General features: G+C 46.4%; 18 protein-coding genes. 8 read left to right on the top strand and 10 right to left on the bottom strand.

Going from position 1 to position 21,012, the window contains the following annotated elements; all coding sequences use genetic code 11:
- Positions 1-161: 161 nt before the first annotated feature.
- From F0P94_RS13520 to F0P94_RS13535, 4 genes are all read left to right on the top strand, one after another.
- Entirely contained in the window at positions 162-2,675 is a 2,514-nt protein-coding gene (locus tag F0P94_RS13520; RefSeq protein WP_225307222.1) for a DUF3971 domain-containing protein, read from the top strand.
- A 90-nt stretch (positions 2,676-2,765) separates the two neighbouring features.
- The gene (locus tag F0P94_RS13525; RefSeq protein WP_150904424.1) at positions 2,766-3,314 is read left to right on the top strand and encodes a hypothetical protein; all 549 of its coding nucleotides are present in this window, start codon (positions 2,766-2,768) and stop codon (positions 3,312-3,314) included.
- Between the two features lie 190 nt (positions 3,315-3,504).
- A complete protein-coding gene (gene rluF, locus F0P94_RS13530; RefSeq protein ID WP_150904425.1) occupies positions 3,505-4,230 on the top strand; it encodes a 23S rRNA pseudouridine(2604) synthase RluF in 726 nt (241 codons plus the stop codon).
- Between the two features lie 372 nt (positions 4,231-4,602).
- Positions 4,603-5,478, top strand: coding sequence for a TerB family tellurite resistance protein (locus tag F0P94_RS13535; RefSeq protein WP_150904426.1), 876 nt, complete (start codon positions 4,603-4,605; stop codon positions 5,476-5,478).
- Positions 5,479-5,903: 425 nt separating this feature from the next.
- Here F0P94_RS13535 and F0P94_RS13540 read toward each other — a convergent pair whose 3' ends face one another.
- From F0P94_RS13540 to F0P94_RS13555, 4 genes are all read right to left on the bottom strand, one after another.
- The gene (locus tag F0P94_RS13540) at positions 5,904-7,040 is read right to left on the bottom strand and encodes a mechanosensitive ion channel family protein (RefSeq protein ID WP_150904427.1); all 1,137 of its coding nucleotides are present in this window, start codon (positions 7,038-7,040) and stop codon (positions 5,904-5,906) included.
- Positions 7,041-7,582: 542 nt separating this feature from the next.
- Complete coding sequence (locus F0P94_RS13545; protein WP_150904428.1) at positions 7,583-8,809, bottom strand: Glu/Leu/Phe/Val dehydrogenase dimerization domain-containing protein; 1,227 nt, start codon at positions 8,807-8,809, stop codon at positions 7,583-7,585.
- Positions 8,810-8,894: 85 nt separating this feature from the next.
- Positions 8,895-9,527 (bottom strand): hypothetical protein, encoded by a 633-nt coding sequence (locus F0P94_RS13550; protein ID WP_150904429.1) that lies wholly within the window; start codon positions 9,525-9,527, stop codon positions 8,895-8,897.
- Between the two features lie 66 nt (positions 9,528-9,593).
- Entirely contained in the window at positions 9,594-10,670 is a 1,077-nt protein-coding gene (locus tag F0P94_RS13555; protein WP_150904430.1) for an anhydro-N-acetylmuramic acid kinase, read from the bottom strand.
- Positions 10,671-10,788: 118 nt separating this feature from the next.
- On the opposite strand from F0P94_RS13555, the gene F0P94_RS13560 reads away from it, so the two are divergent.
- The gene (locus F0P94_RS13560) at positions 10,789-11,097 is read left to right on the top strand and encodes an ArsR/SmtB family transcription factor (protein WP_150904431.1); all 309 of its coding nucleotides are present in this window, start codon (positions 10,789-10,791) and stop codon (positions 11,095-11,097) included.
- A gap of 78 nt (positions 11,098-11,175) precedes the next feature.
- Here F0P94_RS13560 and F0P94_RS13565 read toward each other — a convergent pair whose 3' ends face one another.
- The 4 genes from F0P94_RS13565 to hemA all read right to left on the bottom strand — a co-directional run bounded on the left by F0P94_RS13565 (position 11,176) and on the right by hemA (position 14,157).
- Complete coding sequence (locus F0P94_RS13565; protein ID WP_150904432.1) at positions 11,176-11,484, bottom strand: hypothetical protein; 309 nt, start codon at positions 11,482-11,484, stop codon at positions 11,176-11,178.
- A 245-nt stretch (positions 11,485-11,729) separates the two neighbouring features.
- Positions 11,730-12,224, bottom strand: a complete 495-nt coding sequence (locus F0P94_RS13570) for a hypothetical protein (protein WP_150904433.1) — start codon at positions 12,222-12,224, stop codon at positions 11,730-11,732.
- A gap of 73 nt (positions 12,225-12,297) precedes the next feature.
- Positions 12,298-12,582 (bottom strand): TRL-like family protein, encoded by a 285-nt coding sequence (locus tag F0P94_RS13575; RefSeq protein ID WP_150904434.1) that lies wholly within the window; start codon positions 12,580-12,582, stop codon positions 12,298-12,300.
- 294 nt (positions 12,583-12,876) lie between these two features.
- Positions 12,877-14,157: a glutamyl-tRNA reductase gene (hemA, locus tag F0P94_RS13580; RefSeq protein WP_150904435.1), complete on the bottom strand. Its 1,281-nt coding sequence runs from the start codon at positions 14,155-14,157 to the stop codon at positions 12,877-12,879.
- 212 nt (positions 14,158-14,369) lie between these two features.
- Here hemA and F0P94_RS13585 point away from each other — a divergent pair, with 212 nt between their 5' ends.
- From F0P94_RS13585 to F0P94_RS13595, 3 genes are all read left to right on the top strand, one after another.
- The gene (locus F0P94_RS13585; protein WP_191907043.1) at positions 14,370-15,548 is read left to right on the top strand and encodes a sensor histidine kinase; all 1,179 of its coding nucleotides are present in this window, start codon (positions 14,370-14,372) and stop codon (positions 15,546-15,548) included.
- 188 nt (positions 15,549-15,736) lie between these two features.
- The gene (locus F0P94_RS13590; RefSeq protein ID WP_150904436.1) at positions 15,737-17,509 is read left to right on the top strand and encodes an amino acid permease; all 1,773 of its coding nucleotides are present in this window, start codon (positions 15,737-15,739) and stop codon (positions 17,507-17,509) included.
- Positions 17,510-17,819: 310 nt separating this feature from the next.
- Positions 17,820-18,869, top strand: a complete 1,050-nt coding sequence (locus F0P94_RS13595) for a hypothetical protein (protein ID WP_150904437.1) — start codon at positions 17,820-17,822, stop codon at positions 18,867-18,869.
- A 430-nt stretch (positions 18,870-19,299) separates the two neighbouring features.
- Here F0P94_RS13595 and F0P94_RS13600 read toward each other — a convergent pair whose 3' ends face one another.
- Positions 19,300-19,950, bottom strand: coding sequence for an HD domain-containing protein (locus tag F0P94_RS13600; protein WP_150904438.1), 651 nt, complete (start codon positions 19,948-19,950; stop codon positions 19,300-19,302).
- Between the two features lie 172 nt (positions 19,951-20,122).
- A complete protein-coding gene (locus F0P94_RS13605; protein ID WP_150904439.1) occupies positions 20,123-20,632 on the bottom strand; it encodes a hypothetical protein in 510 nt (169 codons plus the stop codon).
- Positions 20,633-21,012: the final 380 nt, after the last annotated feature.

Raw genomic sequence — 21,012 nt, forward strand, 5'->3', positions numbered from 1 at the left:
CTGTCTGTTTTGGTGATGCAAATATGGTGGGTTGGAATGGAAATGCCAAATAATTCTGAGAAAAAAATAAAAATATTTCTGGTCCGTTTTCTGCTTGCCGCCTTAGGGTTTCCGCATTATCTTTAAGGTTCGGGCTTTGGTCCTGAGAAACAGTAGCGTTTGTGAAGAAAAAAGTATTTTACCGCATCTTGATTTATTCCGTGGCGGGTTTGTTGCTGCTTTCTGCTTTGGCAGGAAGCATGGTTTACGTGTATAAAGACAAGATCATTCAGTTGTTCGTGGCCGAAGCCAACCGGCATTTAAAAGCTAAAGTGGAAGTCGGCAAGATCGATCTTTCGCTCTGGGAGAAATTTCCGCAAGTGGCCATTACGGTGCAGAACGTGAAAATTTCCGGTTCCCTACCCGAAATTACCGAACCGCTGGCCACCGGCAAGCAGCTATATTTCACCTTTAACCTGAAAGATGTACTCTCAGGCAAATACGAAGTGCGGGAATTTTCGCTCGAAAACGGGCAGATATTGGTCCGGGTACAGCCGGACGGGGCGGTAAATTACCATGTTTTTGAACCGGATACAGCCTCTTCTTCCGAAGCTTTTAAATTCGACCTGGAGAAAATTACCCTGAAAAACGTACTGCTGGAATACGACGACCGGCAGCTGGACCAAACCTACCAGACCGACGCCAAAGAACTGGTAGCCGCCCTGAAAATTTCCCCCGAAAAAATAGCCATTCACGCCGAAGGCCAAACGCACATCCACAACATACTGATAAACAAAAGCGCTTACTTTAAAGGCAAAGACGTGGTGCTGAACACGCATCTAGATATTTTGCGCCTGGAGGAAAAAGTGGTGATTGCGCCTTCGGAAGTGAAAGTGGGGCAAGCCAGTTACACCGTAAACGGCTCGGTAGCTTATAAAAACGAAACCGAACTCGACCTGAAACTCCACGGCCGCAACACCAATATTCAGTCATTACTCTCGTTGCTGCCGCAGAAATTTACCAAACCGCTAAGCAAGTACCAGAGCCAGGGCAACGTATATTTTAAAGGCGTGGTAAATGGTACCGCTTCGGGCAGAAAAAGTCCACTTATTGCTTTTGAATTCGGCTGCAAAAACGCTTCTTTCTACCACCCCGATTACAAGGAAAAACTCGAAAACATCAGCCTGGAAGGAAGTTTCAGTAACGGCAAAAAGCATAATCTGCAAACCTCCGTTCTGGAGCTGAAAAACCTGAAAGGCACCTTGCGCGGCCGGCCGTTCAGCGCAAACCTGGTGTACAGCAATTTCGCCAACCCCGACCTGAAACTCGATGCCAAAGCCGACCTGGATATTGCGCACGTGCTGGCGCTTTTCCCGCAGGAACAAGTTAAAAGCGGCAGCGGCAACGCCCAGGTACAGTTTGCTTTTGCCGGTAATCTGAATGCTTTCCGGGCCAAACCGGCCAACCAGACCCTGAAGGCCTCCGGCGACCTGCACCTGAAAAACGCCAACCTGCACTTGAAACAGTATGCCCAACCCTTCAAAAACCTGAACGGTACCTTCCTGCTCCGTAAAAACGATGTAGCGGTTTCCGACTTCTCCGGCCAGCTGGGCTCTTCCGATTTTACCCTGAACGGCTACTTTAAAAACATGCTGGGCTGGCTCCTTCTCGATAATCAAAGCCTGTTCGTACAAGCCGATTTCGATGCCGCTTTCCTGAATTTCGATGAACTGCTGGCTGCCACCGGAAGCACTTCCGAAGCCGGGAAACCTGCCGCTGGCCAGGAAGCTGAATACAACCTGGTAGTATCGCCGAACCTCGATTTTAACCTAAACGCGAAAGTGAAAAAGCTGCAGTTCCGGCGGTTCAAAAGCAAGAATGTAACGGGAACGGTGCGCCTGAAAGACCAGGTAGTTTCTTCACCCAACATTGCACTCAGCATCATTGGTGGCCGTTTTTCGGTGAAAGGCTCCCTCGATGCCCGCTCCCGGAACAACCTCAAAGCAAGTACCAGCACCTGGGTAGAAGACATCCGGGTAGACAGCCTGCTTTACGTATTCGAGAACTTCGGGCAGAACTTCTTGCAACAGCGTCACCTGAAAGGCGAACTCACGGCCAACATCCAGTCGGACCTGTATTTCGATAAGCACCTGAACCCGCTGGTCGATAAAATGGAAGCCGATATAAATGCCACGCTGGTAAACGGACAATTGGTGTATTTCGAACCCATGCAAAAACTTTCGGCCTTTGCAGACCGCAACGAACTGGCCAACCTCCGTTTCTCCGAACTCACCAACCACTTCTGGATCCAGAACCGTACCGTTTACATTCCGGAAATGGAAATTCGCAGCAACGTTTCCCGCGCTTCCGTAATCGGTATTTCCGGTACCCACACCTTCGACCAGCAAATGGACTATAAATTCCGGATTCCGCTGGCCAAAGGCGAAAAAAAACGCGACAAAGATGAACGTTTCGGGAACGTGGAAGTGGTACAAGCCGGCGGCCCGGCCAATTTATTCCTCACCTTGAAAGGCAGCGAAAACAACTACAAAATTGCCTACGATCAGGAGCGCGTAAAAACCAAACTGAAAGACGACCTCCGCAAAGAAAAACAAGAATTTGTAGACGCCCTTAAAGGCAAAAAAGAACCCGAAAAAGCGGTGGAGGTGAAGGAAGGGGAGTATTTTAATTTTTAAGGTTCCGGTTGTGAATAGTTGCTTTTGCTACTATAAAAGCAAACCTTCAAATCAAAGAAATTGTAATTATTAAGTTAAGCAGCTTTATAAATGAAAGACTTAAGGTTTTCCGATTCAGAAGTACAATTGCTTTCAGAACTGTTAAAACTTAACTCTGTAGAAATAGTCTGGGATATTAATGCCTTTTACTTCAATTCTGAAAAAGTAACCTATAAACTTGAATGCTTTGACGATTATCCTGATGGCTCAAATTTCGAGTATGACGAAATATTCTATTGTAGGTTTCTCAAATTGCCGGAACTACAAAAATTTAAAGAAGGTGATCCTGCCTTTTGGTTTAAAATTATTTCGACTGACTCAATAATTCAAGCTATTAATATATTAGAAGTATGTCATAAGTATCCTGAAGGTGTTCTTGTTGATGAAAGTGATGAACTTGATTTCAAGGGTTTGAACAACGTCAGTCTTGGGTTGATAATTACGACAAAAGAAGGAGTGCTGCCAGCCTTTCTTTTACCTGCAAATCATGGATTTACTTGGCTCGAAAAATTTGGGTTTTATAAAGACAAGGAAGTCGAAGAAATACTAAAGCACAAAATTAAAAAATATAAGATAAGAGAATTAAACAAACCTATCTGAATTTTCCTACGTCATCCTTTATTAATTTAATTGTTTCAGCAACAAAGAGATTGATAAGTAACCAATTGATATTGGAGTACAATCCTTCTCACCTTAGTCTGTGCCCTCACAGACTAAAGCACAAAAACTTAAAAACAGTAGGTTTTCAGCCTGAAAAACCTGCAAATAATAATGACCTCACAATTACCTTATGTCCAATAACGAACTTACCCGCCTGAATAAATTTATTAGCGACACCGGTTTCTGTTCGCGCCGCGAAGCCGATAAACTGATCGAGCAGGGGCGGGTAACCATAAACGGCAAGCGTCCGGAGCTCGGCACCAAAGTTTCCAACCGCGACAGCGTGAAAGTAGACGGCCGCCTGATAAACGTAAAACCCGAACCCCTTTACCTGGCTTTCAATAAACCGGTAGGCATAATTTGCACCACCGAACGGAACATCAAAGACAACATCATCGATTACATCCGGTTCCCGTCGCGCATTTTCCCGATTGGGCGATTAGACCGCGCTTCCGAAGGCCTCATCTTTTTAACCAACGACGGCGACATTGTAAACAAAATTCTACGCGCCGGCAACAACCACGAAAAAGAATACATTGTAACCGTAGACAAACCCATAACGCCAGAATTTATCAAGCGCATGGGCAACGGCGTTCCCATTCTGGGCACGGTAACCAAAAAATGCCTCGTAGAAAAGATCGATAATTACACCTTCCGCATTATTTTAACCCAAGGCTTGAACCGGCAGATCCGGAGAATGTGCGCGTATCTGGATTTCGAAGTAAGAAAATTAAAGCGCATCCGGATCATGAACATTACCCTGAAAGGCTTGGGCATTGGCCAGTGGCGCGAATTTACCAAAGCTGAAATTGCGGCCATAAACCAGTTGGTAGCCAATTCGAATAAGGCGGTCTAATGGTTATTTATTTAATTCGGGAAGAGAAAAGGTTAAGTAAGGGGCAAATTTAGTTTACCCAATTTTATCCATTCCTTTTCTGTCATTCTGGAAGAATCTTGTGAATGCCATGCTCTGAACCCATAAATTTTATGCAGAATGACAATTGTAGTAGTTTAAATTTAAGTTTGCCCAATTATTTATGTCCTTAACCCACAATTGAAGTACACTGGCCGAAGTACCACCAACCACAGCTGGCGGTCTTCCCTAACTCATCAAACGCTATCCTCTTCCTCCAAAACCCACCCGAACAACGAATAACGAGCAACGAACAACGAAACCCGCAAAATTCCGTTAAGGCAATTCGCATCTGCCAATTGTCAAGCTAAAACTATGGAAAACCAGGAAGTACAACTGCTGAAAGATTATTCAGACACCGAAAAAGGCGCTTACCTTGGCGCCATTGCCTCCATCGCCTCCGCCGACCGCGATGCCTCCGAACAGGAAATCAAATTCCTGGCAGCTTTAAGCGAATCGGCCGGCCTTTCCCAGGAATCTACGCGCGCGGTTTTAAGCGCTGCCCACGATCCCGCCAACCTGAGCGTACAAAAATGCCTCGACGTACTAAAAGGCAGCGACCTCCGCTATTCTTTCATCACCGATATTATGAGTTTTGCCAAAGCCGACGGCCATTTAAGCGGCGAGGAAGAAGAGCTCATTAAAGGCATGGCCGATTACCTTGGCGTAAACCAACAGCAATACGGCGTACTGAAAGAATTCGTGAACGTTGCCGACGAATCTGCTAAAAAGGGCGAAATAGTTGAAGCTCACGCGCTGGGCGCTTCCAGCGAAAGTACCGGTGGCGGCATGGGCGATATGCTCAAAAAAGCCGGCATTCCGGCAGATGGTTTAATGAAAGGCGTTTTAGCCGTAGCAGCTCCGATTTTAATTGCCAGCATTTTACGAGGCGGCAGCCGTCGTGGCGGAATGATGGGCGGTATGGGCGGAATGGGTGGCGGCTTGCTCGGCGGCGGACTATTAGGCGGTTTGCTCGGCAGCGTAATGTCCGGTGGTATGAACAGAGGCGGAATGATGGGCGGCGGCATGGGCAGCGGTGGCTTAGGCTCTGTACTCGGCGGTTTAGGCGGCTTGTTCGGCGGCGGACGCGGCGGAATGATGGGAGGTGGCGGAATGGGCGGCAGCATCTTAGGCGGCGGCATGGGCTCCATTCTCAGTAACGTTCTTGGCGGACGCCGGGCGCGTTGGTAATCCATCAGATTGAAAATAAAACAGCAAAGCCTCACCAACCAGTGAGGCTTTGCTGTTTTAAATATTAGTGCTACATAAGCCATCAGGTACTACCGCCTGCCGTTTATTTGTGTGCACCATAGCTGTCAGGTTAAAAAGAAAAGTCGGTCATTCTGAGCTTGTCGAAGAAACTTATAGAAATTACAATGACAAAGCGAGCGTAGCAAAGTTTGTCTTACCGATTAATTTAATATAAGTGGCTCCATAAGTTCCCTCGGCTAACGCTCGGGATGACTCAATAATTTTGCTTATGCCTTTTTGCTATAGTTGTTGCTGCGAGCTTCCAAATTCCAGTCGGTTTTTACCTGCAAAAAACTCTTTTTGAAGCACTTGTCTTGCTGCCGGAAAACCAAAATTAAATTCAATCAGCAATTAACAATTAACAATTACTCAGTATCCTTCATTTCAAGGCCTAAATCAGGCTTTTCATCTTTAGCTACGTGCAGCGTGGTAGTCGGGAAGGCAAAGCGGGCGCCGTGCTTTTCTACAATTTCCACGATTTTAAAATTGATCTCTTGCTTCGTGTCGATGTATTCGTCCCAATCCATGGTATCTACGAAGTACTGCAGCATAATGTCCTTGGAGCTCGGGCCCAGGTTCATGAAGCGTACGCGGCCTTCGTCGTTGGTGCGCGGGTGGTCCAGAATGTACTGCTGAATCTCGGTAACGATGTTCTTTATCTGTTCGGAAGAAGTGCTGTAAGTCAGGTGAATGTCGAATTTGGCACGCCGGAAGGTTCGTAAAGTCAGGTTGTCCAGCGGCTTATCGATCATGTTTTTGTTCGGTACCGTTACATAGCTTTTTTCTAATGTTCTGATACGCGTACTCCGGAATCCGATTTTTTCCACCACGCCCGTAATTTCGCCCACCTGCACCAGATCGCCCACAATAAAAGGCTGATCCAGGAAAATGGTAAATGAAGCCAGCAGGTTCTCTAAACTTTCCTTGGCCGCAAAAGCCAGCGCCAGACCGCCAATTCCCAAACCAGCTACAATCTTGCTTACCCGCTGGTCGAAAACAAAAGAAATAATGAACAGAAACCCGATAATGACCACAATTACCTTTCCGAAATCTTTAAAGAAGGGAACCAGCTGATCGTCGAGCTTGGAAAGCGTTTTTTCGGCCCGCTTCATGAAGATCAGGCCAATAAAGTCTACCAGGCGCAGGGCCACCCAGGTAAGCGAAACAATGAGGAATGCGCGGTAAACCCGCAGGAAAATGCCTTTCCAGTAATAAACTTCCTTCGGCGGTAATCCCAGTTTCGGAAAGTTCAGCCTATCGAAGGCAATGTAAATGAAGAACAGGAACGTAAGGAATTCGAGCGGTTGAATTAGCAGGCGCTTGAAATCGAATTTGGTAACGTCCTGGGAGTATTTCTTCAGTAGCCGGAACATAAGTTCCGACAAAAGCTTGGAAACAAAGGTTTTAAACAAATAACCAAACAGCATGACGCCGGCGAACCAGAAATAATTCTCGAGAGTGTTGTTCAGGAATTCGGTTCTCAGTAAGGCGCGTAAGTCCATGGCCGGAAGTTCAGAAATAAGGCTTGGGTGGTGAAGGTAAGCAGTTTTCGGGCAAAAATGCTACCGTATTAAACAAAAAACTCTAACGTACTTAACGCAAAAATGTGCCCGAAATTACTTCCGGGCACATTTTACGTTTGTACCCCTCCAAAGGCAGGGATGTTTCATTTTAAAAGCGCTGGTCTAAGTTTATAACTTTGACCTATATATAACCTGAAGTTTTCAACTTCAGTGAGGCGACAGCCTCAAAAGGAAGTTTGCTCTTTCGGATCTATCGATCCGGAAGCATCCTGTTGCGGGTTTATTAACCCGCGTGGACCATTTGCAGGCCACAATCCGGGGATCAATAGATCCCCCGCAGGATGTTTTCGGATAAAAATATCCGAAAAAGCTGCTTTAGTTTAGAATGAAACGGACCTGTCTCCAAAGGAGGACTTTAAATTTATTTGCGTCATTCCGAGCAACGTCGAGGAAACTTATAAAGCCAATATCGAAATGCAGCCTCATAAGCTCCCTCGGCTTCGCTCGGGATGACAACTTCGTTACAACAACTGGCTTAACGCAATCTCGAAGGAAGTTTTAGCAATTTCAGTTTTGTTGCTCTTCTGAGCATAGGTCTTCTTCAGCGCGTTGCCGATAATGGTGGAAATATCGGTGAAAATGGCTTCATCCGTAATTTCCACATTGTCGCCCATTAAGTAAGCAAAAACCCGGGCCATGCCGCAGTTCGCAATGAAATCCGGAACTACAGAAACGTTTTGGTCAGCAAATTCGCCGGTTGGGCCAAAGAAGATCTCCGGATCCTGGAACGGTACGTTCGCGCCGCACGAAATTACTTCCAGACCGTTGTTCATCATGCTTTGTACCTGCTCTTTGGTAACCAATCTTGAAGCCGCCGCCGGAATAAAGATCTCCGCACCGGTTTTCCAGATCTGCTCGTTTATTTCGGCAAACGATAGCATGTTCGGGGCAAAAAGGGTATTCCCCTGGCGATTCAGGAACAATTCTTTAACCTCTTCAAAGGAAAAACCTTCCGGGTTCAGCAAGCCGCCGTTGCGGTCTATAATGCCTACAATTTTCGCGCCTTCGGAAGCCAGATAGTAAGCTGCAGCCGCACCAACGTTGCCCCAGCCTTGGATAATTGCTCGCTTGCCTTTAAATTCGCCACCCCAGATGCTGTAGTAATGACGCACTGCTTCGGCCACCCCGTAACCCGTGATCATGTCAGCCACGGTGTATTTGCGGGAAATGGAAGGGGTAAATTTGGCGTCTTCAATAACCTTGATAACGCCCTGGCGCAACTGGCCCACTTTGTTTATTTTCTGAGGTTCGGTGGCATTGAAATGTCCGTTTACCACGCCCTCTTGTGGGTGCCACAGGCCATAATCTTCAGTAATCGGAATTACTTCGTGAATTTCATCCACGTTCAGGTCGCCGCCGGTGCCGTAATAGTTTTTCAGCAGCGGGAAAACAGCTTTGTACCAACGCTCAAGCACGCCCCGTTTGCGCGGATCGGCCGGATCGAAGTTGATGCCGGATTTGGCGCCGCCAATGGCCGGGCCTGAAACCGTGAATTTCACTTCCATGGTTTTTGCCAGGCTTTCCACCTCACGTTTATCGAGACCTTTGCGCATGCGGGTTCCGCCGCCGGCTGCCCCACCGCGCAGGGAGTTAATAACTACCCAGCCTTCGGCTTCGGTTTCGGCATCTTTCCACTCAAAAACGATCTCCGGACGTTTGTTCTCAAATCGGGCAAGTAATTCTTTCATTTATTTCACAGGTAATTAGTTCTGCGGGCAAAGATAAGAATTCATTAAGTGGTTGAGGAAGTAAATTGCTGAATTTGGTTTTTTATCAGGTCCCCTCAATTAATTTGATAAATTGGCTTGATGTGCCTTTGTAAGCCAAATTTTTCGTATGGCTTTCTTGAGAATCTCCTTTATAATACTTTACTTTTAAAGCTATATTTAACGGGATGGTTTCCTGATGAAGTTTTTCTGAATTTATCTCAGCGAGTTCGTGTATTTGAAAATAAAGAATTAATTTAATTGTAATGCTGCTCGAAGGACTAACTATCCAATAATGTCTGCCACCCAGTTCTTTGCTAAGAAGATTTTTATTTGCTAAAAGATGCTTTATATAGTACTCATCTAAATTTGCAGCACTATCTGTGAATAAAACTGCAGGAGGCATTTGGGATACAATTGCATTTAATTCTTCTTTATATGCCTGCGGAATGACAAGAGTAGCGTTTTGGGCTGGGTCTATTTTATCTCTAATAGCAACATATACTTTTTCAAGCACCTCGATATACAAAGTGTCTGTACTAGAGTTGCGAATTGCTAAATCGACTATTTTAACCGATTCTTCATAGCGCGATTGCTCTATTTTGTTTAATCCGGAAATAAGAATGTCTGGTGTTGTCGCATTTTTGTTGCAAGAATTCAGCGTGAAAAAGAAGATAAGAACGAAATATAATTGCTTCATAATTGCTGATGCCTAACTTTTAATGGTCTTCAGGCTTGTCCGATGAACTGATGAACTTTCCTTGACTCAGGCCAGAAATATTGCGCCTCCCACATTATCCTTCGATGCACCGGTAACGCTGCTCAGGCAATTTATTTCGTTTCGCCAGCGCAGAACGCCTAGAAATGCAAAAATAAGCGCCTCTTTAAAACTTACCAGCTCTGGCTCGGGTACTGCAACCTCCATGCTTTCACCCGCATACTGCCGGATCAGTTCTACCAGGAAGGTATTGAACGCGCCGCCGCCGGTAACCAGCATTTTGAGGTTTTTATTCGCTTTTCCTACCGTTTTCAGGCTTTCCGAGATCTGGAAAGCAATGTGGTGGCAGGCGGTATGTAGTTTATCCGGAATGGAAAGGGGGGAAGCTTGCAGCGTTTTCAGGCTATGCGCATCTACCCATTCCTTGCCTAAGGATTTCGGGAAGTTGGCGGAAAAGTATTCGGGGGCGTTTAATTCCTGAAACAGGGTTTCGTTAAAGTTTCCGCTCCGGGCAATCTCTCCGTTTTGGTCGTAAGAAAGCTGCAGTTCGTTGGCCAGAGCGTTCAGCAGCATGTTGCAGGCTGAAATATCGTAGGCAATGCGCCGGCTCTGCTGTTCGAAGGAAATATTGGCAATACCGCCCAGGTTCAGGCAAAAGTCATAATCGTGGAAAAGCAGTTTGTCGCCGATGGGTACCAAAGGGGCTCCCTGACCGCCTAAAGCAATGTCTAAGGTCCGGAAATCGCATACTACGGGCAAATTGGCGGCGGCGGCAATATAGGCGCCGTGGCCCAGTTGCCAGGAAATATGCTGGCCCGGCTGGTGGAAAATGGTATGGCCGTGGGAAGAAACGAAATCCGGCCGGAGGTTATCTTTTTGCACAAAATTCCGGACCAATTGTCCTAAGTAGCTTCCGTAGGCATGATCGGCGGCCACAAAATTGGGGGCGGAGGCTTGGTTTAAGGCCGATAATTGAATAATCCAATCAGAATTATATTCAACGGTAGTTGTATTTAATATTTTATATATCCAATTGCCTTTATCTAACGTAAAACTACAGTATGCTAAGTCGACTCCATCCAGCGAGGTGCCCGACATAAGCCCGATTACGTGAAATGTGTTCATAACTTAAATATAGCAGTTTATTTATGAATCGCACATCGCCTCGGGAACGGTACCTGATTTTGTGACGTTTAACGTGGTAAGTGCAATGAAAAAGAAACTGTTTTAATTTTTTTAAGTTATGAGAACGTTATTATCCAGAGTGGAATCTAAGAAAATTGATAAAGCCGCCGCCATGCTTAAGGTATTGGCCCACCCCAAGCGGCTGGCAATTGTAGACCTTTTGGGTAAAGAAGATAAAATGACGGTGACCGAAATTTATAAATATCTTGATTTGCCCCAGGCGATTGCCTCCCAACACTTAATTACCCTCAAAGACAAAGGGGTGCTTTCCTCCTTTAAGGTAGGCACCAAAATTTATTATTCCTTATCTATTCCCAAGCTGATCGACGTGATCGATTGCCTTGAAGAGTGCTGTACCGATATTTAGTGTTTATACTTTTAGATTCAGAGCAAAAAAGGAAGGCCCGTAAGCCTTCCTTTTCTTGTTTTCAGCATTTCGGGTATTCTATAGTATGCTGAAAATATTGTAGTTCAACCGGTTTATCTTTTTATGAGTGGCGTTTGTAGGGGTAAATTCAAACTTACTGTTGCCCTGGTATAAGATAACTTTCCAGTTAGGAGCATTAAATAGCTTTTGGAGTTCGTTTGAGGGGATATTGGCTGAGAATCGGGAAGAGAAACCGGCTTTTGCTCTTTCCGAAAAAAGCAGAACAATATTTTTAGAAGAAGTAAGATGTTGGCCATTAGAAATGGTTAAGCTGTCCAGGCTTTTAAGCAAAACATCGTTAATAACTGTAAAATTAAGCGTACTCATGCTGGAAACCTCTGTTTTATGGCGAAAAGTAATATCGAGCTTTAATTCATTCGTATTATTTCCTGCAAAAAGAAGCGGCTTAATAAAATACTGGGTGCCCTCGTTCCCGACATAAAAGGTTTCATATAGGTTTTTGCCTGAGCCCGTGGAGCCGGGTTTAATTCCTGTACAACTGGTGAATACCAGCAATAAGATAAAAAATAAACCGGGTAGTAAGGTAAATGGTTTCAAGGATTTCTGTTGTATTATTTTCCCTTTGTAAATAATCTTCTCTCCATAGCTAAAGCATTAAACAAGCTGTCTGAGAGGCGTTGGGAAGAAGTAAGTGCTGCAATAAAAATAAGTGATTGATCGGAGGTGCGGTAAATATACTCGGTAATAGTCAAACTATCCCGCTGGTAGTGTTTTAAGCAATAGTTTGGGGCGCAGGAAAAGTCTTTGGGATCGGCTTCAGCCCTGCTCTTTTTAAGCCGCTCCAGGGTAGTATTATAAGGAATGCCAATAAATATCTCGTAATCCTGATGTTTAACGTGCTTTAATAAAGGAATCTGAGTCTGCGAATGGTGGTTAAAGTATGTGCGGTATTTTTTCTCCGAAGCCGCTTCAAGGGGCATTACCTTTTCTTTGCTGTGTAATCTGAAGGCAAGGTTGTTGAAAATAGATAATTCGGAAATGTTTTCATTGGAACATGAAGAAAGAAAGACTACTAAAAGAACCAGGGAAATGAAAAACTTCTGCATTAGTTGTAATCAATACTGCTAAAAATAATGGGGATAACTATCAGCTGATAGTTATCCCCATTATAGGAATGGCTTATTCGCCGGTTACAATTGTTTCGTAAGTAACGATCAGGCCCAGGATGCTGGTGTGTTTAATATCTACGGTAGAAACGCGGGTAATACCGCCATTTTTAGCAGCTGAACGGATACTGGCATCGGCATCGAAAAATAAGATCCCTAAAAAGCCGGTAGCTTTTGCATTGCCTACTTTGTTTCCGATTGGGTTGCTGGTTGCGTTAACAGGAAGCGTGATTGCACAGCTGGTCATCATGGCAGCAGCTACTAAACCTAAGGCTAACGTTTTAACTTTTTTTAACATAAAAGATGAAAATTTAAGCTCCTACTCATTTGGCTTTTCGGTTTCGCCCCGTTTATTTAAGTGGGTTCTGGGCTCCACTTACTCATTTGCGCTTTCTTTTCCCTAAAACCGGGAAGCGGGAGTGCATACAAAGGCCAAACATAAATCAAATTTTCGAATATTTATATATATTAAATTCTTGTTATTCTAATATCGTCTTACAGGTTTATTTAAGCGGACAAAAGCAATAAAAAAAGCCACGCTGCAGGCGTGGCTTTACTCTTTTTAGTTTTTAACGTGTAATGCTACCGTTTCCTAATGCTGAATGATTTCTTCCGGTTGTTTTTCCAGGTCGAAAAGATCGTTCAGTACGTCGATCAGGGTTTCGGCTTCACCGCGTTTGCAGGCAGCTTTCAGTTGCAGTACCGGTAACTTAATGATCTTCTGCATAATGGATTTGGTGAGGTCGTCCATGCGCTTCAATTCGTCCGGCCCCATTTTCTTCAGGTAACGCGCCATCTCTTCCTGGCGGATCGTTTCCAGCGCGTTCTTCAGCTTGTGAATGGTAGGCGATACCACCATTTCCTTCGTCCAGTCGTTAAAGCTTTCAATGGATTCGGCAATAATCTCTTTTACTTTCGGAATGGAATCGATGCGCTGCTGCAGGGCGGCAGTGGCTTTGTTCTGAATGGTGTCGATGTTGTAAACCAGCACGCCCGGTACTTTTTCGGCCTCGGCTTCTACGCTCCGTGGCACCGAAAGGTCGATGAAGAACTTAAAGGAAAGTACGTCCAGCCGCTTGATCATTTCGGTCGTGAAGAACGGCGAATCAGTAGCGATGGAAGAGATGATCACATCGGCTTCTTTCATGGCCGGTACCAGTTCCTCAAAAGGAATCACCTTCAGGTCGCATTCCTCGGCCAGGATCTGGGCTTTGGCCAACGTGCGGTTGGTAATGGTAGTATTTTTGGCGAAAGAAGAAGCGGCTAAGTTACGGCAAACATCCGCGCCGATTTCACCTAAGCCAACTACTAAAATTTTCGGGTTATCGATATCGGCAGTAAGTTCTTCTACCAGCTCTACGGTGGCGTAAGAAGTAGAGGCGGCGCCATCGCGGAAAGAGGTTTCCTGTACCACGCGCTTGTTGGTGAAGAAAATGGCGTGCATCAGGCGGTGCAGGAACGGTCCGGCAGCGTTGTTGTCGGCCGACCACTGGTAAGCGGTTTTTACCTGGTTCGAGATCTGCATGTCGCCGATCACCTGGGCTTCCAGGCCCATGGCCACGTCGAATAAGTGCTGAACGGCGTCCTGCTGGTTATTCAGAATGGTGAAAAAATCGAAATACTGGCTGATGTTTCCAAGGCCTTTGGCAATGCCGAGGAGCTTAACGATCTCGGTGCTGCAATCCTCGTCGGCACTGTAATATACTTCCGTGCGGTTGCATGTAGAAAGTATCAGTACATCAGTGGTTTGAATACAATTTTGCACCAGCTGCATGAACTGCTTGCAGGCGTTTTCGTCTAAAGCAATAAGTTCGCGGATGGCCAGCGGCGCTTTTTTATGGGAAAGACTAACTGCTTTAAAATTATGAAGCATAGTAAATTACTCGTAACCAGGGCGCAAAATTACGGCTATATTACCTAATAATAAAGCCGCACCGCTTTTCGGTTCTTATTTAGAACGTTTATAAATTATGCGGAAGCGGATGACATCCCCGGAAGTAGAACAAAATTTCCGCCGGAAAATTGCACATTCAGGATTTTTTTCCGTTGATTAAGTGCCGCGTTCCGCCGCTTCGGCTTTTAAATATGATTTCTGCAATTTACACTCAAAAAAACCGCATAAAACTCATTATTGTAATAGTGGCCCTCCTCATCGGGGCCGGAACGGTGGTGTACACCAATATCCTGGTGCAAAAACTGGCCGAACGCGAACAGCAGCTCATCGATATTTATGCCAAAGGGCTTCGTTTCATGGTAAGTTCCGAATCGGACGACAATACGGTTTTCATTCAGGAGGAAATTATTGAAGCCAATAAATCGGTACCCGTTATTCTGACGGACGGCGACGAGAACGTGATGGATTACAAGAACTTCAAACTGCCGGAAGAAATTTCGGAAGAAAAGAAGGCCAGGCTGCTGCGCGAAGAAATTGCCGAAATGAAGGCCCAGCACCAGCCCATTGTAGTGGAGTTCGGCGAAGGCTTCAAGAATTACATTTTTTACAAAGATTCTAAGCTGCTTACCCAGTTGCGGTATTACCCTTACGTGCAGCTTACCGTTATTGCCTGCTTTGCCTTAATGGCTTATTTTGCTTTCAGTTATTCCCGCAAGGCCGAACAGAACCGCGTTTGGGTGGGCTTGGCCAAGGAAACTGCCCACCAGTTGGGTACCCCGCTTTCCAGCTTAATGGCCTGGTACGAATACCTGAAATACACGCCAAAATTCGAGAACGAGCCGATTGTGGAAGAATTGGGCAAAGACGTGCGGCGCCTGGAAATTATTACCGAGCGTTTCTCCAACATTGGTTCGGTGCCGGTCTTAAAAGACGAGAACATTCTGAAGGTAACCGAAAATGCCATTTCTTACCTGGAAGGCCGGGTTTCGAAAAAAGTGCGCTTTACCATTCAGGCCGATTTTCCTTCGCATATGCCGGCCAAAGTGAATATTCCGCTGTACGAATGGGTGGTGGAAAATATCTGCAAAAACGCCATCGATGCCATGGAAGGCAAGGGCAGCATCGATGTGCGGCTGAGTCTGGCAGGAAAGAATTTTATTGCCGTAGACATCCGCGATACGGGCAAAGGCATTCCGAAAGGCAAACTGAACGACGTTTTTCTGCCGGGTTATACTACTAAAAAACGCGGCTGGGGCCTGGGATTGGCGCTGGCCAGGCGCATCATCGAAAATTACCACAAAGGCAAATTGTTCGTGAAATGGAGCGAAGTAGGCAAGGGGACGATGTTCCGGATCATGCTGCCGCGCTGAACCGGAATGCCGGCTTTTACTTTTTTAGGTTGAAAGCATAGGGTTTTAGCGGCCGTAACTATTTTCTTTAAGAGCGGGTTTGAATTTCGTTTTTACAGATGAGAAAAATAGATTTTAAACATGCTCCAACAACTAATTAGGCGGAGTTTTTCAATATTTCCTTATCTTTTGAGCCTAAATTAGGAGCAATGACCTTCAGATCACTTTTCCGCAAGAAAAACATTGAACAGCTGATGGGGGAGCCCCACTCGGAAGACCACCTGTATGGCGGCCTGAAACTGGAACGTAGCCTTACCCTTCGTGATTTAACCGCGCTTGGCATTGCGGCCATTATCGGGGCCGGTATTTTTAGTACCATCGGGAATGCGAGTGCCGCGGGCGGGCCGGCGGTTTCATTGCTTTTTATTTTTACGGCTATTGCCTGTGCTTTTTCAGCCATGTGCTACGCCCAGTTTGCTTCCACTATTCCGGTGTCCGGCAGCGCCTATACCTATGCGTATGCCTCCTTCGGCGAATTGGTTGCCTGGATCATCGGCTGGGATCTGCTCATGGAATATGCCATCGGCAACATTGCCGTAGCTATTTCCTGGTCCGATTATTTTACGTCGTTGCTGGAAGGGGTTGGGTTGCACGTGCCTGCTTACATGACCATGGATTTTCTGAGCGCCATGCGGGGGCATTCAGAAGTTTCCGCAATGCTGGCCTCCGGAACGCCCATGCAGGATATTCCGGCCCGGTTGGCGGCCGCTTATGAAGCCTGGGCAACAGCGCCGGTCCTGGGGCCTTTGCACCTGGTAGCCGATCTTCCGGCGCTCCTGATCACGGTGCTGATTACGTACCTGGTTTACAGAGGGATTAAAGAATCGAAGCAAACGGCTAACCTGCTGGTGTTGCTGAAATTGATCGTGATTCTGCTGGTAATTGCGGTCGGCGCTTTTTACGTTCGGCCAGAAAACTGGAGCCCTTTCGCGCCAAACGGTGTGGAAGGCATTCTGAAAGGCGTATCGGCCGTTTTCTTTGCCTATATCGGTTTCGATGCTATTTCTACTACCGCCGAAGAAGCTAAAAACCCGCAACGTGACCTGCCCCGGTCCATGATCTATGCACTGATCATCTGTACGATGCTGTACGTAACTATAGCCTTGGTTTTAACGGGCATGGTATCGTATAAAGAACTGGCGGTCGGCGATCCGCTGGCATATGTATTCGACCGCCTGGACCTTGGCTTTATGGCCGGTATTATTTCGGTAAGTGCGGTTATTGCCATGGCGGGTGTGTTGCTGGTTTTTCAATTGGGCCAGCCCCGTATCTGGATGAGCATGAGCCGCGATGGCCTGCTGCCAAAGGTCTTTTCCCGGATTCACCCGAAATACCATACGCCTTCTTTTGCTACCATCGTGGCCGGTTTTGTGGTAGCCGTACCGGCTCTTTTCATGAACCTGACCGAAGTAACCGATCTGACGAGTATCGGAACGCTATTCGCTTTTGTGCTGGTTTGTGCCGGTATCCTGATCCTGGACCGCGATCCGGCCCACCGGGAGCGGGCAGGATTTAAAGTGCCGTATGTAAGCGGCCGCTTTTTATTTCCGCTAATTCTGGCGTTGGTGATGCTGGCCATTTATTTATACCGGTATTTCGATCTGCCGGAAGCCACCCGAAGTGCTGCTTCTTCCTGGGAACTGATAACTGCCAGTTTCTTCGATTTCAGCGGCGGCTGGGAAGTAACGCAACATAAGCTCCCCATGATCGGGTTTATGCTGGTTTGCCTTGCACTGGTGTATTATACCTTTAAATACAATCTTTCCCTTATTCCGGTGTTGGGCCTGGTAACGAACCTTTACCTGATGACGGAGCTGGGCATTACGAACTGGGCGCGGTTTCTGATCTGGCTGTTGCTCGGGCTCGTGGTATATTTCCTCTATGGCCGCAAGCACAGCAGGCTGAACCAGTCAAACGCGTAGGCTGAAGATATTGAAATCGTCTGGGGAAATTGAAAGCAAAAGCCGGGTGTTCCTGTTCAACTCCTTGCAGGTTTGTTCCTTTGTAACTGACGTTCGGCAAGAGTTTTTTGTCCCCCTTTGGAGGGGGCTGGGGAGGATAGGAGAATTATCTGAATTTTAAACAAGATCAAATAAAGTGAAAATCCTCCCCCTACCCTCCCGAAACAGGTTCGGGACAGGCTCTCCAAAGGGGGACTTTTTACATATTTGCGTAATGCCGGTTAGTAAACCTGAAGCAAACATTTTTCGGAGCGGATTTTTTAGATACTTAGTGGCGGCCCTTACTTTTTTTGCCGCTACGCCTACGGTTTTTGCCCAGGTTGCCAACGATAATATTGAGCAGCGCCTGAAACTGAAGCCGGAACAAAGCTGGCCTTCGAGCACCGTAAACTGTACCGTGCAAAGAACCTGCGTAGATGAAAAACTCACCGGTAAATGCGTGGAATACCACAACGACCAATGGTTTGAATTTACGCCGCCGGCCCCCGGGCAGTATTTTGTAAACATAAACGGGCAGCAGTGCCGTGACACCCGGGGCGTACAGTTGGTTGTACTTACCGGCAAGCCCTGCGAAGTGGAAAGCTACCAAATCATTTCCTGTACTTCCCTGGGCACCCAGGACGATGTATTTGTTACTCTGGAAAATCTGCAGGCCGGAAAGCCGTATTTGCTGAACATAGACGGTTACCTGCACGACCAGTGCTGGTTTGTGCTACAGGTAAGCCGGGAGCCCAGAGGCTTGCCGGCTTTTACCACGCTTCCCATTCCTTCCGGGTTGCCTTCTTCTAAAGTTTGTACCCTGAACTGGCACCTGCTGGATACGGTAAAAGCACAGCGTTTCAGCATTATGCGCCGCGAAGCCAAAGCTTTTAAAACTACCGAAGTGGCAACCGTGCCGGCGATCCGCGATAGTTATGGCGCTTTGTTCCCCGATTACACGTTTATCGATACCTTGCCAATGCCGGGAAATTACTTTTACCAGGTGGTAGCCGATGGGGCAGAGGCGCCGGTAATGGTTTTGCAGGAATGGCGAAGCTGGCGCAAACTAACGGCCCAGTCGCCGGTCTGGCTTAACCTTCCCTTAGATAAATACCCAAACGGAGCCGATATTGCCGTGCTGGTAACCGATCCTGCTTCCGGACGGGTGTTGCGCAAAGCCCGGTTTATCCGGAAGAAAAAAGAAAGCAATCAGAACAAACTGCTTATCAGCGACTGGCAACAGCAAGGAATCCGGCAGATCCTGGTCCGGATAAGCTGGCTGAAAGGCGGGAACCAAACCGAAAGTTCAGAAAAGCTGGTAACCCTGCCGGAGGCCGAATAGTATTCCCTGACTTTAATTTTCTGCCGCTGCTTTTATTAGATTCGACATCCTGCAAGTTTAGGCGAAGCCGTAACTTGTAGGTAACCATTTGGTCAGTTTGTAACTGACCTTGCCTGCAAGGCAATAAACGCCTGCTATGAATACTGAAATATTTGATCAGATACTTCCGCCAGTTACAAACTGGCTAATTGAAAAAGAGTCACAAGTTACGCTTCGCTAAACTTGCGACAAGTCTGGGGACCTTATTGGCTCTCAGTACCAAATCCCAATTTAACGTTTTACCAGTAGCCGACGAGTTGTTTCGCTATCGCTCAACATGACAACCATTTTTGAGATAGCTTCTAATAGAAAAAAGTTACAAGTTACGCTGGCGCTAAACTTGCGACATGTTTTGTTTGGTTGTGTAACCTCAGTTAGTAAAGATGTCAACCTAAACCTCCGCTTCCCATTCCTGGTAGAACTGGTTCAGGAACGTTTCCATGAAGGCATGGCGTTCTTCAGCCAGTTTCCTGCCGTGCGCGGTATTCATCAGGTTTTTCAGTTTCAGGAGCTTTTCGTAGAAATGGTTAATGGCCGTGCCGCCGCTGTTTCGGTATTCCTCCGATGTCATATTTTCTCTGACGGCAAGTTCCGGGTTGTGCATCAGGTGGCCTTTCCAGCCGGCGTAAGCAAAGGTGCGGCCTATACCGATCGCACCCAGGGCATCGAGCCGGTCGGCATCCTGCACAATCCTGCCTTCCAGAGTCTGCATAGGCTTGTTGTTCCCGCCATTGAACGACATCGTGCCGATGATCTCCAGAATGTGCTCTACAGCCGTTTCTGCAACCGCATTTTCCTGCAGCCAGGTTTTTACCTTCTGCATTCCGGCCGTTTTGCTTTCGTTTAGTTTTTCGTCGGCAATGTCGTGGAGCAGGGCGGCCAGTTCACAGACAAAAGCATCGGCGTTTTCTGCTTGGGCTAATTTTATGGCGGTGCTGGTTACCCGGTAAATGTGCCACCAGTCGTGACCGCTGCTATCGGTTGCTAATTCCTGTTTCACAAATTCGCGGGCTTTGGAAAGGATCTCGGTTTGGGTTTGCATGCAGCGGGAATATCGTTTTTGCAAAGTTACTTTTTCCGGGCTTCAAATCTTAGAACCGGTATTCGAACTGTATTGATTTGTGGAAGAATTCAAATAAAAAAGCGCCCGCTGCTAATGCTGCCGGCGCCATACAAACCGTTGGCTGAAAATGGTAGATACCAGTAAGGGGTGGTTATTTTTGTAAGTGGATATTGTCCCAAAGCAAAACATTACCAATCTGGGCATATACCCGGTATGCGCCGGCAGGCAGGGCTGAAAGATCAGCCTTGATATTATTGGTATGAGGAGGGAGGTTTTTGTATTCAATAAGTGGCTGTCCGCTAGTAGCCGGCGTGTAACTTCCGGCAAAATTAAGCTGCGGCTGCGTTGCATCGATCCGGGCAGCCGTAATCCAAATATGCTTAACCGCATTAGAATCTACAGGTGTGGAGTAGGAGTAGCCAAGGATGATGTTAAGCCGGTCTTGGGTTGGGTTTGGGTAACAGGTTAGAGAGATGTTTGATTCCTGAATTTTAATATTGGGGAGACCCACATGCAATACAGGAGTGCCTAATTCATCACGATACTCAAAACCAGTTACTAAAGGCACATCCGGGCCGCTGGTCTGTACGGTTACCTCTTCTTCTTTTTTATCGCAAGCTGTAAGGAAAAGCAGGCCTAAAAATGGTATTAGTTTCTTCATAAAAAGTAAAGTCGTTTCAGAAATATATCTTGTCTGGTCTGATCCAACCGCAAGTTATTAAATTAAATTTGCATCGATGTTATAATCAGGCATTACGTAAACTTTAATTGTCTGAATTAGGGTTTTCAGGATTAAAGGATAGATAGGATTCTTCGCCGAAAGAGTTGTTGCGGTCTTGGGAAGTAAGGAGAGAAATAGAAATTGAGAGGGAATAGAAACTGCTGCTTTAGGCTCAGTTAGGTTTCGAAACTTTCACCGGGCTTTCTACAGCATTTTTCCTTTTCTGAGCATGCCCGGTGCTTTATAAAGTTTTATTTTTTAGGCTATAAGCAGGTTGAACATGGTTGTTGGTGAAAACACGCAACAACGGCGAACAGAAG

Source organism: Adhaeribacter soli (assembly GCF_008727925.1).
GTDB classification, from domain to species: domain Bacteria; phylum Bacteroidota; class Bacteroidia; order Cytophagales; family Hymenobacteraceae; genus Adhaeribacter_A; species Adhaeribacter_A soli.

Bases quoted from the DNA above. Each gene is read 5' to 3' on its own strand.
- F0P94_RS13575 (WP_150904434.1), bottom strand. From the start codon at position 12,582: ATGTTAAAAAAAGTTAAAACGTTAGCCTTAGGTTTAGTAGCTGCTGCC.
- F0P94_RS13525 (WP_150904424.1), top strand. From the start codon at position 2,766: ATGAAAGACTTAAGGTTTTCCGATTCAGAAGTACAATTGCTTTCAGAA.
- F0P94_RS13605 (WP_150904439.1), bottom strand. From the start codon at position 20,632: ATGAAGAAACTAATACCATTTTTAGGCCTGCTTTTCCTTACAGCTTGC.
- hemA (WP_150904435.1), bottom strand. From the start codon at position 14,157: ATGCTTCATAATTTTAAAGCAGTTAGTCTTTCCCATAAAAAAGCGCCG.
- F0P94_RS13570 (WP_150904433.1), bottom strand. From the start codon at position 12,224: ATGCAGAAGTTTTTCATTTCCCTGGTTCTTTTAGTAGTCTTTCTTTCT.
- F0P94_RS13590 (WP_150904436.1), top strand. From the start codon at position 15,737: ATGACCTTCAGATCACTTTTCCGCAAGAAAAACATTGAACAGCTGATG.
- F0P94_RS13540 (WP_150904427.1), bottom strand. From the start codon at position 7,040: ATGGACTTACGCGCCTTACTGAGAACCGAATTCCTGAACAACACTCTC.
- F0P94_RS13545 (WP_150904428.1), bottom strand. From the start codon at position 8,809: ATGAAAGAATTACTTGCCCGATTTGAGAACAAACGTCCGGAGATCGTT.
- F0P94_RS13555 (WP_150904430.1), bottom strand. From the start codon at position 10,670: ATGAACACATTTCACGTAATCGGGCTTATGTCGGGCACCTCGCTGGAT.
- F0P94_RS13550 (WP_150904429.1), bottom strand. From the start codon at position 9,527: ATGAAGCAATTATATTTCGTTCTTATCTTCTTTTTCACGCTGAATTCT.
- F0P94_RS13600 (WP_150904438.1), bottom strand. From the start codon at position 19,950: ATGCAAACCCAAACCGAGATCCTTTCCAAAGCCCGCGAATTTGTGAAA.
- F0P94_RS13565 (WP_150904432.1), bottom strand. From the start codon at position 11,484: ATGAGTACGCTTAATTTTACAGTTATTAACGATGTTTTGCTTAAAAGC.
- F0P94_RS13535 (WP_150904426.1), top strand. From the start codon at position 4,603: ATGGAAAACCAGGAAGTACAACTGCTGAAAGATTATTCAGACACCGAA.
- F0P94_RS13585 (WP_191907043.1), top strand. From the start codon at position 14,370: ATGATTTCTGCAATTTACACTCAAAAAAACCGCATAAAACTCATTATT.
- F0P94_RS13560 (WP_150904431.1), top strand. From the start codon at position 10,789: ATGAGAACGTTATTATCCAGAGTGGAATCTAAGAAAATTGATAAAGCC.
- rluF (WP_150904425.1), top strand. From the start codon at position 3,505: ATGTCCAATAACGAACTTACCCGCCTGAATAAATTTATTAGCGACACC.